The 12,794-nt window shown below is 59.2% G+C and carries 11 protein-coding genes; 4 read left to right on the top strand and 7 right to left on the bottom strand.

The window, feature by feature from the left end; genetic code table 11:
- Positions 1–10: 10 nt before the first annotated feature.
- From KQ940_RS07095 to KQ940_RS07120, 7 genes are all read right to left on the bottom strand, one after another.
- Positions 11–1,381 carry an aspartate aminotransferase family protein gene (locus KQ940_RS07095; protein ID WP_217412743.1) on the bottom strand — a complete coding sequence of 457 codons (1,371 nt, stop codon included), beginning with the start codon at positions 1,379–1,381 and terminating at the stop codon, positions 11–13.
- 33 nt (positions 1,382–1,414) lie between these two features.
- Positions 1,415–2,905, bottom strand: a complete 1,491-nt coding sequence (locus tag KQ940_RS07100; RefSeq protein ID WP_246589826.1) for an NAD-dependent succinate-semialdehyde dehydrogenase — start codon at positions 2,903–2,905, stop codon at positions 1,415–1,417.
- 443 nt (positions 2,906–3,348) lie between these two features.
- Positions 3,349–5,070 carry an ABC-three component system protein gene (locus KQ940_RS07105; protein WP_217412744.1) on the bottom strand — a complete coding sequence of 574 codons (1,722 nt, stop codon included), beginning with the start codon at positions 5,068–5,070 and terminating at the stop codon, positions 3,349–3,351.
- Positions 5,067–5,315 carry an ABC-three component system middle component 6 gene (locus KQ940_RS23055; RefSeq protein ID WP_343222626.1) on the bottom strand — a complete coding sequence of 83 codons (249 nt, stop codon included), beginning with the start codon at positions 5,313–5,315 and terminating at the stop codon, positions 5,067–5,069. The genes KQ940_RS07105 and KQ940_RS23055 overlap by 4 nt, the downstream gene beginning before the upstream one ends.
- On the bottom strand, positions 5,312–6,232 hold the full coding sequence (locus tag KQ940_RS07110) for an ABC-three component system protein (protein ID WP_217412745.1): 921 nt from the start codon (positions 6,230–6,232) through the stop codon (positions 5,312–5,314). Before KQ940_RS07110 ends, KQ940_RS23055 begins: the two co-directional genes overlap by 4 nt.
- 416 nt (positions 6,233–6,648) lie before the next feature.
- Positions 6,649–7,644: a N(2)-acetyl-L-2,4-diaminobutanoate deacetylase DoeB gene (gene doeB / locus KQ940_RS07115; RefSeq protein ID WP_217412746.1), complete on the bottom strand. Its 996-nt coding sequence runs from the start codon at positions 7,642–7,644 to the stop codon at positions 6,649–6,651.
- A gap of 84 nt (positions 7,645–7,728) precedes the next feature.
- A complete protein-coding gene (locus KQ940_RS07120; protein ID WP_217412747.1) occupies positions 7,729–8,907 on the bottom strand; it encodes a M24 family metallopeptidase in 1,179 nt (392 codons plus the stop codon).
- Between the two features lie 254 nt (positions 8,908–9,161).
- Between KQ940_RS07120 and KQ940_RS07125 the strand changes: the two genes are divergently transcribed.
- The 4 genes from KQ940_RS07125 (at position 9,162) to KQ940_RS07140 (ending at position 12,696) form a co-directional block, all read left to right on the top strand.
- Positions 9,162–10,181: a TRAP transporter substrate-binding protein gene (locus KQ940_RS07125; protein ID WP_217412748.1), complete on the top strand. Its 1,020-nt coding sequence runs from the start codon at positions 9,162–9,164 to the stop codon at positions 10,179–10,181.
- A gap of 172 nt (positions 10,182–10,353) precedes the next feature.
- Positions 10,354–10,932 (top strand): TRAP transporter small permease, encoded by a 579-nt coding sequence (locus tag KQ940_RS07130; protein ID WP_217412749.1) that lies wholly within the window; start codon positions 10,354–10,356, stop codon positions 10,930–10,932.
- Positions 10,933–10,958: 26 nt separating this feature from the next.
- Positions 10,959–12,248, top strand: coding sequence for a TRAP transporter large permease (locus tag KQ940_RS07135; RefSeq protein ID WP_217412750.1), 1,290 nt, complete (start codon positions 10,959–10,961; stop codon positions 12,246–12,248).
- 10 nt (positions 12,249–12,258) lie between these two features.
- Positions 12,259–12,696, top strand: a complete 438-nt coding sequence (locus KQ940_RS07140) for a universal stress protein (protein ID WP_217412751.1) — start codon at positions 12,259–12,261, stop codon at positions 12,694–12,696.
- The last annotated feature ends 98 nt before the right edge of the window (positions 12,697–12,794 follow it).

Here is a 12,794-nt window from a genome sequence, read left to right on the forward strand (position 1 = left end):
TCCGTAGAGCTTACCCGAGCACTTCGGTCACTGCATCCTTGAGCGCTGCAACCACCTGGTCGCACTCATCCGGCGTGATACACAGCGGCGGTGCGAAGCCGAGGATGTCGCCCTGCGGCATGGCGCGGGCGATGACTCCACGCTTGAGCAGGGCGGCCGCCAACTGGCCGCCCACCGTGCCGAGCGGTTCGTAACGCTTGCGACTGTCCCTGTCGTCGACGAACTCCACCGCGCAGAGCAGCCCTTCGCCGCGTACCTCGCCGACATGGGGGTGATCGCCGATCGCCTCGCGCAGCGCCCGCTTGAAGTAGGCGCCGGTTTCGGCGGCATTGGCGACCAGGTTCAGCTCATCCACCAGTTCCAGGTTGGCGATACCGGCAGCGGCGCCGATCGGGTGGGCGGAGTAGGTCCAGCCGTGACCGAACACGCCGAACTTGTCGGTGCCCTGCTCCAGCACCTGCCATACCCGGTCGGAGACGATGGAGCCGGACAGCGGCGCGTAGGCGGAGGTCAGCCCCTTGGCGATGGTGATGATATCCGGCTTCATGCCGTAGTGTTCCGAGCCGAACATGCTGCCCAGACGGCCGAAGCCGGTGACCACCTCGTCGGAGATCAGCAGGATGTCGTGCTTGTTCAATACCTGCTGGATCGCCTCCCAGTAGCCTTTCGGCGGCGGCACCAGGCCACCGGTGCCCAGCGCCGGTTCCCCGATAAAGGCGGCGACGCTATCGGCGCCCTCGCGCAGGATCAGTTTCTCCAGCTCCTCGGCACAGTGGGCGGAGAACTGCTCCTCCGACAGGCCGCCATCCTCGCGCAGGTAGTAGTAGGGCGCTTCGGTGTGCACCACCTGGCTCAGCGGCAGGTCGAACTGCTGGTGAAACAGCTGCAGACCGGTCAGAGAACCGCTCATCAGGCCTGAGCCGTGATAGCCGCGCCAGCGCGAGATGATCTTCTTCTTCCGTGGCCGGTCGAGCACGTTGTTGTAGTACCAGACCAGCTTGATATTGGTCTCGTTGGCATCGGAGCCGGACAGGCCGTAATAGACTTTGGACATGTGCGCCGGTGCCCGGTCGAGGATCATCTTCGACAGGGTGATCGAGGCCTCCGTGCCGTGGCCCACGTAAGCGTGGTAGTAGGCCAGCTGGTTGGCCTGCTGGCTGATCGCGTCGATCACCTTCTGCCGCCCGTAACCGACGTTGACGCAGTACAGACCGGCAAAGGCATCGAGCAGCCGGTTGCCGTTGATATCCTCGATGAACACTCCCTCGCCGCCGGTCACGACGCGGTTGGGCATCTCGCCGCGGGCGAAGTTGGCCAGGTGGGTGGAGGGGTGGAAGAAGTTGTCGCGATCCCAGCTCTCCAGGGTGTTGATATCGGTCATAAGTACCTCCAGATTCTACGTACGCGAGGCCGGTCAGGCGTAATCGCGACAGACATATTTCACTTCGGTAAAGGCTTCGATCCCCAGGCGCGCACCTTCGCGGCCGAGGCCGGACTGCTTCATGCCACCGAACGGGATCGGGGCGCCGGTGACCTTGGTGCGGTTGACCGCCACCATGCCGTACTGCAGCGCCCGGGTCAGACGGTAGATGCGGTGGGCGCTCTCGGTGTGGATGTAGCTGACCAGGCCATATTCGCTGTCGTTGGCACGCCGTATCGCCTCCTCCTCGCTGTCGAACGGGGCGATGGCGGCCACCGGGCCGAAGGTCTCCTCGCGGAAGATCGATGCTTCCGCCGGTACGTCGACCAGTACCGTGGGCTGGAAGAACAGCGCTCCGGCCGGGTGGCGTTTGCCGCCGGTGAGCAGGCGGGCGCCGTGCAGCAGGGCGTCGGCGACCTGCTCCTCCTGCTTGGCGATGGCGCGCTCGTTCATCAGCGGCCCGATCTGCGGATCGTCGATGCCGGAGCCCACCGACAGCGCCTCCGTTTTCTCGGCAAAGCGGCGGCAGAAGGCCTCGTACACCGGGCGCTCCACCAGAATCCGGTTCGCCGCCAGGCAGTCCTGACCCGAGGTGGCGAACTTGGCATCGATGGCGCAGTCGACCGCGTGCTCCAGGTCGGCATCGGCAAACACCAGGAAGGGGGCGTGACCGCCCAGCTCCAGCACCAGATGCTTCACTGTTTCCGCACTCTGGCGGTAGAGGCGACGGCCGATCTCGGTGGAGCCGGTAAACGACAATGCACGCACCTCCGGCATCACCGTCCAGGGCGCAACCACGGTCGGCGCTTCGCCGGTCAGTACGTTGAACACACCGGGCGGCATGCCGGCACGTTCCGCCAGCTCGGCCAATGCAAGAGCCGAGAACGGCGTTTCCCAGGAGGGGTGGGCAACCACGCTGCATCCGGCGGCCAGCGCCGCGCCCGCCTTGCGGGTCAGCATCGCCGAGGGGAAGTTCCACGGCGTGATCAGCCCGGCAACACCGAGCGGTTCGCGCCAGAGCTCTACCTCGGCGCGCTCCAGGTGCGACATCACACTCTCGATGTTGAGGCGTTTGCCCTCCTCGGCGTAGTACTCGAGGAAGGAGGCGGCGTAGTCGATCTCGCCGCGCGCTTCGGAGATCGGCTTGCCCTGCTCCAGCGTCATCAGCAGTGCCAGGTCCTCGCGGTTCTCACGCATCAGCTCGAACCAGCGGTGCAGGATCTGGCCGCGCTCCTGCGGCAGTTTCATCGACCAGTCGGCGAACGCCTCCTGCGCACACAGCACGGCGGCGCGGCTCTGGTCGGCACTGAGGCTGGCGACCGAGCCGAGCCAGTTACCGCTCGCCGGGTTGCGCACCTCGATCAGCGCGTCGGCGTCGCCGGAACACCACTCGCCGTTGATATAGGCGAACTCCCGTAGCAGGGTGGGATCCTGCAATCTGTCCAGATCGGCATCCCGTGCATGGCGTTTCTGCATCGACTGCATAGTCAGGCCCTCCTGTTGTCACAATGCATACCCTCATTGTGGGTCGGACTGGCGGGAGAGGTTTTCTGAACTTGGGTCCTGTTGGGGAGAGATTCTCTTTTTTTACAGGTTCTGAGAGAGAGGGTATCGGGAACACGTTCGCGAGGTATGTGATGAGGTTTTCAGAACTTGGCCGCTGGCTGGAGGGCTTGTTCGATTTGTTACAGAGTATACGGGCCGGTCCTGCCTCTTCTGTCTGACACGCCGTAAACCCCTCCCTGGGGGCTCGCAGCCGCCATCCGTGGCGGCAGACGGTCAGCCAGAAGAGGCAGGACCGACCCTCGATAGCGCGGTGCCGACCCTCACCCTCAGCGGCAGGGTCGAATATTTCTCCGCATTATCCTTATTTCCCGTTAGGGCAACGATGAGACGCCACGGTTAGATTCCAATTGCTACCAATCTGTTTAACCAAACCTTATGCCAAACAATCCACCGTCTTCGGTGGCATCGGTCAAGCGTTTAGGTAGCACATAGTCGTTAAGGTCGAAGCCGTCGATGGTCTCCTTGAAGGCATCATCTTCATTCATCGTCACGATGTATTGAAAACCAAGCTCCTGCGCGATCTCCGAGCCAAGACGCAATGCGCTGATGACTTGGCGCCCGTCAACGCCATCGAATAGATGGCTGTCATGGATCAGGAATCCTGGCCCGATCTGTCTCTTGGCGCACAAGCGCATAAGCATCATATCGAAGCAGAAAATTTGCATATTTTTGATGCCTTTGCTGCGTTCGCCCTGCATCGGGAACTTGAATATCGGTCCGTTGGAGGTTTCATCGATCGTCATGCTGCCGGCCGATTCATACAAGCGTTGTGAGGTTTCCTCGAAGGCAACGATGGCTTCCGCCAGTCGATCCTTCTGCTCGGAAAAGTCACGCCGCAGCCGGATCGTGAGGCGATTGCGTTCGATGTCCAGCTCGTTCTTGGTTCCTTCGAGTTGTTCTGCCGCTTCGAATCGTTGCCGCAGTGATTCCACTTCGGATTCCTGTCGGCCAAGTTCTCCTTGCAGCTTGAGGAACTGTTCGAGCGCACCATGGCTCTTGAGAATGCCCAGGATTTCTCCGCGTCGCTGGTCGAGTCGAGCCTTTTGTCCGTCACGCAGTTCGATACGCAACTTTGCCGCTTCAAGTTCGCTGGACAGATAATCCTTACGATTACGCACCACAGATTCGTGAAAGCTCTTCACGTCCTCATAGCGGCGTTTAACCAAGCTGGGCAGCACAATGCCTGCTTCTTGATAGACAGCCTGGAGGTCTTCATGGTCCGGAGGGACCTCGGAGGCAAGTGCGCTTTCCAGATCACGAATAGCCGAGAAGTCGATGGTGTTGGCGTTGGCCAAATCGTTGAGCTGGCGGGTCAACGTGGCGCTTTCGACCTCCAGTTCCCGGTATTCCGGCAAGACCTGGAAAGTCTCAACTTCAGCGTGGAGCTTCTTGAGACGAGCTTCCTGAATGGTCAGCTCGGTGCGCAAGTCAGCGGCCTTGCCGATGATGGAACCGAACACACCGTTCCCGGCCGCTTTCTTCAGTTCTTCGAGGGTCTTTTCTCGGTCGCGAACAGCTTGCCAATCACGGGCAATTTGCCAGTCCAATCCGAGCAGGAACATCAGCGCCATCTGCATGTCGCCAGTACCCTGCATCGTTGCCTGCTTTTCCGGCGTCATGAAGGCGCCGCTTGACTGTCGGCGCACAAAGTAGGCAAACAGCGACCGGAACGACGGCGGTTTGCTGCCCGCAGCTTCGAGACTGCTCAGCCCAAACATTTGTTCGCCGAGAAACGTACACCACTCGGTGGCTGAAAACTTGACCTTCGCTGAAGGAGGAGCCGTCACAAAGATTTTAGCTTTGGAACCACCGCTGCGCTCGACGACCGTGCGTTCCGACTTTAGATCGAAGTCCATGCGGAAGGTATGCTCCGCCAGTTCAGGGGTGCGGAAAATCGAGTCTGGACCGGCGTCGGCACCAAGCAGAAAATGAACCAGCTCAACAAAGCTGGTTTTGCCGGCGCGATTGCGTGTTTGCTTGCTGGTCGAACCTTCAGTTTTTTGAGCAAGCAGCACATTCAGGCCTGGCTTCAGATCCCCAAGATTCTTGAAGCTAGGTAGCGTACTGAAAATGTGATGAATCACACTGTCCTCCGTGCCACAAGGCCGCTTTCAAGTTCGATGGTTCCAAGTGCGTACAATAAATCGAGGGCGAGCAAGAACCAATCATAGGTAATTCGCCGAGGCGTTGAGGCCGAACTTGAGTCCTGCTTGTTCAACTCCTCCCAAAGCGCAGAGACCGTCTTGGGGTGTGCAAGGAAAGTCAAAACATGCGCGCCGACGGTCAATAGGGCACGATCCGGCGGCAGATGCTTGGATGGCAGGATCATGTTGTCCCCACCACTTGAGCGTCTTCAAAAATCTCGCACTTGTCGAACAAGTACGCCATGACGGCCAACACTGCCGCCTTATGTGTGGGCGTGGTATTTGCAGTGCCTCCCGCCCATGCTTCGAGGCGTCCGAAAATTTCATCGGGATGGAGTTGGGGAACTTCATCCCGTAGCGCCACGTACTCGCTTTTGAATGCCTGCGCGATTTGTTCGCCGTAGGTAGGGTTCTTCCAGTTATTGAAAAACTGTGCGACGAGAGGTGACTTTTGCATGCCGATCTTCAGGAAGTCGGCGACAGCTTGAGACAGAAGGTTTGCCTCGATCTTTCCGCGCGAAACATCCTTCACATCGCTCGTCGTAGGCACGGGCATGGTGCTGATATGGGTAAGTACGGCCACCAAGTCGCTAAAGCCCAGATTGATGTTCGCTTCCATCGTTAGTGAGGGGCCGAACCAGGATTCAAGATCCTGCAGGCTTAACTGGCGGAACTTGGCCAACATTTCTTCGTATCCGCAGTGGCCGATTCTGATCTTCGGATTGTCCTGCCTGAGTTTGGCTAGGGCTTCGATGATATGTGGGCTCAGGCGACCATCCGGTGCGTTGTGGACAAAGGTCCATTCATCGAAATATTCTTCCCAATGCCCTTTGGCACCCTCGAAATCCTCGTTGATCTTCTTGACGGCCTCGGCGGCGCTCAATTCATTGGGGGCGTAGCTCTGGAACAGAATTCGCGCGGAAGGTAAATATCCGTCGTTTTTCCGGTCTCCAGCATTGCCCCAGGGCCGGCAAGCCATGAAATCGTTGGGATGAGCCTTCGACATCAGCTTCTCAAACAGGTGTTGAAACCCGTCCCCCTTGGATTCCAAGAAGGCAATGCGGAAGTCCTTTTCGTAGTTGAGCTGTTGTATTCGATCCATGGGCTAAGGTCCGTGACTTAGGTGTTCTTGGATTTCTTCAGGCGAGCCTCTATAGCTTCTTTGTATCCGATGGCGGCTGGGCTCGATTGATATCAAAGGAAAATGTTATGTCGGCCAAATACAAGGAAATAACATCCGAATGGTGTCGAAAACAGTCTGTCCCATTCTGGCCAACATGACTGTGGTTTTCTCTTTGATTTGAGTATCAATCGCGAGTGCGCTGCAATTAGTCCTTACATGCGGCTGCATTGTGCTTCATTTGTGCAGCAGTGTCATTTGGGCCTACCCAGAAAATGTAGACACTTGATTATACACCTTCGCGCTCATACTCCACCGAGCTGACATAGCCCAAGATTGAACCAAGCTGCCGGGTACCCCCGAATAGCATATCGCGGATACAATCTCTTACTTATCCCTCACACCACTTCACCAATCACAAACAGGCAGTCGCCAATCTGGATTCGCGAGGGCAGGTGGCGGGCGATCACCAGGCCGTCTCGGGGCGCCCGGTACACAGCCGGTGCAAGCGCGGTGCGCTCGATACTGTGGATGCGCGCCATCGGCTGACCCTCGCAGACCTGGTCGCCGAGGGCGACGCAGGGTTCTACCAGCCCCGTGTGTTCGCTGAACAGAAAGGAGCGGAAGTCGGGCATGTCCAGAGAGAGGCTCTCCCGCTCCGGCGCCTCTACTGTCCCGTCGAGGATGCCGGCGTGGATCAGAAAGTTATCCACACCCCGTTTGGCGATGCGGACAGTGTCCGGCGAGGTGGTACCGCCGCCGCCGAGCTCGGTGGTGACGAACACCTTGCCGCAGCTCTCCACCTGAGTGTCGTACAGGCCGGCGGCATCGATCTCCAGCATCTGCAGTCGGTAGGGGGCGCCGAATGCCCTGGCGGCGGCTGCGCAGCGCTGCTGCTGAGCCTTGTCGTCAAGAATATGGGAGGCGGCAAAGGGCAGGAAATCGAGGGTCTTGCCGCCGGAGTGGATATCCAGCACGTAGTCGGCCATCGGCACCAGTGTGCGGGAGAAGTAGTCAGCGATCACTTCGGTCACACTGCCGTCGGGGCGGCCCGGGAAGATCCGGTTCAGGTTCAGGCTGTCGATGGGGGATACCCGGGTGCCGGCCTGGAAGGCGGGGTAGTTCATCGCCGGCACGATGATGATACGGCCCTGGATATCGTCGATACGGTCGCGGGCGGCAAAGTTGAACAGCGCGGTCGGCCCTTCGTATTCGTCTCCGTGGTTGCCGCCGGAGAGCAGCGCGGTAGGACCCTCGCCGTGCTTGAACTGGGTGACCGGGATCATCACCGCGCCCCAGGCGGAGTCGTTGCGGGAGTAGGGCAGGCGCAGGAAGCCATGCTGGATACCCTCGCGGTCATAGTCGATGGTCGGCGTAATCGGATTGGCTCGCATGCTCTGGCTCCTATCTTAAAAACAGCTGAGGCTCTTGTCCTGGAAACAGCTGAGGCCCTTAATTTAGAAACGGCTGAGGCGCTCCTATTTCACGAACAGATGGCGCGGCACCTGGGACAGCGTCTGGCCGCCATCGGGGGTCACGCACAGGCTTTCGGTGATCTCGAAGCCCCAGTCGTCGAACCACATCCCCGGCATGAAGTGGAAACACATCCCCTCCTGCAGTTCGGTATCGTCGATATCCCTCAGGCTCATGGTGCGCTCGCCCCAGTCCGGTGGATAGCTCAGGCCGATGGAGTAACCACAGCGATTCTCCTTCTCGTAGCCGTGACGGCGGATATGCCGGGTAAAGGCGTCGGCGATCTCACAGCAGCGGGTTCCGGGCCTGCACATCTCCAGCACCATGTCGATGGCATCAAGGATCACCGCCTCGATATCGCGATACTTTTTCGGCGGCGGACCGAAATGCAGGGTGCGGCTGACCGGGCAGTGGTAGCGGTGGTGCGTGCCGGCCAGTTCCAGGCAGATACCGCTGTTGTGCTGCAGCGGCTTGTCATCCCAGGTCAGGTGGCAGGCGCAGGCCTCCTTGCCGGAGGATATCAGCGGCTGAATCGCGGCATAGTCGCCGTAGACCTGCGGTGTACCGCGGGTACCGGCGTGCAGAATCTCGGCGATAAGGTCGTTCTTGCGCATGCCGGGCTCGGCCACTGCCAACACCCGCTGGTACACCTGCTCGATCACTTCGCCGGCGCGGCGCATGTAGGCGATCTCGGTCGGTGACTTGATCGCCCGCTGCCAGTTCACCAACGCGGTGGCGTCGCAGAAGGTCGAATCCGGCAAGCACTCCATCAGCAGGTGCATGCCGCGGTAGGTCTGGTAGTAGTTGTCCATCTCGGCACCGATATGACCGCGGTCGAGCTGGCGCTGCTTGAGCACCTGGGCCAGGTATTCGGTGGGGTGCACCTCCGATGACTGCACATAGTGGTCCGGGTAGGCGACGATATCCTCGTCCGGCAGATTGGTGGTGATATGCGCGGCCGGGGCATCGATACCACGACCGAACCAGAACAGCTCGCTGTCGGCACTGATCACCACGCACTGGTAGACGTAGAAGGACCAGGCGTCGTAACCGGTGAGCCAGCATATGTTGGATGGATCGGCGATCACCAGCAGGTCGATCCCCTGCTCGATCATCGCTCTGCGGGTTTTGGCCTGGCGGGCCAAATACTCCGCTACCTCGAAACGCAGGCGACTCGCTTTCATCTGTGCAGCCCCAATTTCTGTGTTTTGGACTAAGATGTACACATGTACAGCTGGTTTTTGAGCTTGTATGGCTATTTATGGCTAATATGTAGTACCAAATTACGCATATGTATACATCTAGTTTGCATTCCCAGACTCAGGCTGTATGTTGAAAAGGCGCTGGCGACCGAGAATGGAGTCTTTCGGGACTGCCTCTTCTCGTTCGCGGGCGCGAGTCCAATCCGAATCCAAAACTTCAAGCAGAGGGATTTCAGATGAAGAAACCACTCACTCCGACATTTATCGCCAGTGTGCTGGCCGGTTTGGTCATGAGCACTGGTGTGGCGCAGGCTGACACCTGGCGTTATGCCTTCGAAGAGGCGTTGACCGACGTTCAGGGGATCTATGCGACCAAGTTCAAGGAGGAGATCGAGAAGAACTCTGACCATGAAGTGGAGTTGTTCCCCTACGGTACCCTGGGTGAATCCGCCGATATCATGGAGCAGACTCAGGCCGGCATTCTGCAGTTTGTCGACCAGTCTCCCGGCTTTACCGGCGCGGTGATTCCCGAAGCCCAGGTGTTTTTCGTACCCTATCTGCTGCCCGCCGATCCGGCAGAGCTGAACGAATTTTTCCGTACCAGCAAAGCGATCAATGAAGACTTCAAGAGGCTGTATGCCGAGCAGGGCCTGGAGCTGTTGAAGATGTTCCCGGAGGGGGAGGTCGCCATGACCACCCAGGAACCGGTGAAGCGGCCCGCCGACCTGAATGGCGTCAAGTTCCGCGTCATGACCAACCCGCTGCTGGTGGAAACCTACCAGGCGTTTGGCGCCACTCCGACACCTCTGCCCTGGGGTGAGGTGTACGGCGGACTGCAGACCAATATCATTCAGGGCCAGGAGAACCCGGCATTCTGGATCGAATCGACCAAGATGTACGAGGTCACCGATGTGATCACCTTCGCCGGTCACAGCAACTTCACCACCGCGGTGATGGCCAACAAGGCGTTTTATGACGGCCTCAGCGATGCGGACAAAAAGGTGGTGCAAGACGCCAGTCAGGCCGCCTTCGACTACATCATCGAGTATCAGAAAGGCCTCACCGAGGAGTCGATGGACAAGATCATGAAGGCCAAGCCGGAGATGGTCGTCAACGTACTCACGGAAGAGGAACGTGCTCCGTTCAAGGCGGCTGCGGCCGAGGTGGAGAAGAAGTTCATCGAGATGACCGGTGATAGCGGCAAGGCGATCCTTGATCAGATGAAAGCCGATCTCGAGGCGGTCACCAAGAAGTAAATGTTGACCGGTAGCTGACCCGGGGGGGCTTTGATCCTCGGGTCAGGTGCGGGATCTGCGCCCCCTGGCGATGGCGCCTGCGCTGTATGCGGGGCCGCAGATCCCGCCATCCTTTACGGTTATCCCGCGGCATATGGATGCTCAGCTGCGGGCAATTTCCGGGAGCAGTGTAATGACCAATAAATCCCCTCCGGGCGAGCATGACTCTGCCTTGCCCGGCTTCCTTGGCACCATCGATTCGATCATCAGTCGGCTTGAAGCCGCGGGTCTTGCGCTGAGCGTGCTGTTGATGGCGCTGAACACCATCTCCAACGTGATCGGCCGCTTCGTATTCCAGGAGAGCCTGTTCTTCAGCGAAGAGGTGAACCGCATCCTGATCGTACTGATCACCTTCGCCGGGATCGGCTACGCCGCCCGCCACGGTCGCCATATCCGCATGTCGGCGATCTATGATGCGCTGCCGACGGCGATGCGCAAGGTGTTCATGGTCGGCATTGCGGTGATCTCCTCACTCTGCATGTTTGCGCTCTGTTACTTCTCCGTCGGCTATATCGACAAAGTGGCCACCTCAGGTCGCATCCTTCCGGCGCTGCAGATTCCGGTGTACTGGATCTATCTCTGGGTCCCGGTCGGGTTCGCGGTCACCGGCATACAGTATGCACTGACCGCGGTGAAGAACCTGGTGGAGAAGGATATCTACCTGTCGACCAAGGTGCTCGAAGGGTATGACGACACCGAAGTGGAACTTTAGGTAGGCGAGTTTTAGGAGGGCCGGGCATGGCCGCAACCATCTTTCTCACCATGATTGTCCTGCTGTTGCTGGGCTTTCCGATGATGATTCCTCTGATCGTCGGCGCCTTTATCGGCTTTTTCGAGCTGTTCAACGGCATCGACAAGATGGATTTCATGGTGCAGCAGTTCATGGCCGGTATTCGACCGGCGTCGCTGATCGCTGTGCCGATGTTTATCTTTGCTGCGGATATCATGACCCGCGGCCACTCCGCCAACCGTCTGATCGACATGGTGATGAGCTTTGTCGGTCATATCAAGGGCGGCCTGGCGGTCAGTACCGCCACCGCCTGTACCCTGTTCGGGGCCGTCTCCGGCTCGACTCAGGCCACGGTGGTGGCGGTGGGTTCTCCGTTGCGCCCGCGCATGCTGCAGGCGGGCTACAAGGACAACTTCGTGCTGGCGCTGATCGTCAATTCCAGCGATATCGCCTTCCTGATCCCGCCCAGCATTGGCATGATCATCTACGGCGTGGTCTCCAACACCTCGATCTCCGAGCTGTTCATCGCCGGTATCGGACCGGGATTGCTGATCCTGGTGTTGTTCTCGATCTACAGCATGATCTACGCCCGCATCAAGGATGTGCCCACCGAACCGAAAGCGAGCTGGAAGGAGCGGGCGCGCTCGGTACAGCAGGCGATCTGGCCACTGGGCTTCCCGGTGATCATCGTCGGCGGCATCTATGGCGGTATCTTCAGCCCCACCGAGGCAGCGGCGGTCTGTGTGCTCTACGCCATTCTGCTCGAGTTCGTTGTGTTCCGCGCCATCAGCGCGCGCGATATCTACGAAACAGCCAAGTCCACCGGTCTGATCACCGGTGTGGTGTTCATACTGGTGGGGGCCGGCGCTGCATTTTCCTGGGTGATCTCCTTTGCCCGTATTCCGCAGGAGCTGCTCGGCGCCGTCGGCGTCGCCGATATGGGGCCGATCGGTGTGCTGTTCGTGATCTCGATCGCCTTCTTTATCGGCTGCATGTTCGTTGACCCGATCGTGGTGATCCTGATTCTGGTACCAATCTTCGCACCGGTAGTGGAAGCTGTAGGGTTAGACCCGGTACTGGTCGGTACCATCATCACCCTGCAGGTGGCGATCGGGTCGGCCACACCACCCTTCGGCTGCGATATTTTCACCGCCATGGCGGTGTTCAAACGCCCCTATTTCGAAGTGATCCGCGGTACGCCACCGTTCGTGTTGATTTTGCTGGCGGTGGCGGTGGCGCTGATCTTCTTCCCCGATATCGCCCTGTTCCTGCGCGATCTAGCGTTCGCGAAAGCTTAAGGAGGCGCCTGTGTTCAAACGCATATTGCTACCGGCCGACGGTTCCGAAGGGGCTTTCGAAGCGCTCAAACTGGTGGTCGAGCTGCAGAAGGTGCATGGTGCGGAGCTGATGATCCTGTCGGTATTCCGTCACCATAGCCTGCGCGAGGCGTCGATGTCGATGGTGCGTCCGCGCGAGCCTGAGCATATGGACGATCTGATGAAAAGTTATGCACAGGAGGTGGCGGAGAGTTTCAAACGCTACGCGATCGAGCAGGGCTGCCCGGGCGTGCGGGCGTTCGTCAAAAGCGGTCATACCGCCAAGACCATCGTCGAGTTTGCCGGGCGCAACGCGATCGACCTGATCGTGGTCGGCAGTCATGGTCTGGGCGATGCGGAAAATTTCCTCGTCGGCAGTGTATCGCAAAAGGTGGCGGGGATGGCCGATTGCCCGGTCTTGGTGGTGTAACGGCACAGGTTCGCCGCGCATAACGGGGCGCAACAATAGTCGTGGTTCGAGAACTGGGGCATTATCGAACGCAGAACATCTGTGATTGGCTTAACGGG

The organism is Marinobacterium ramblicola (assembly GCF_019084545.1).
GTDB lineage: Bacteria > Pseudomonadota > Gammaproteobacteria > Pseudomonadales > Balneatricaceae > Marinobacterium_D > Marinobacterium_D ramblicola.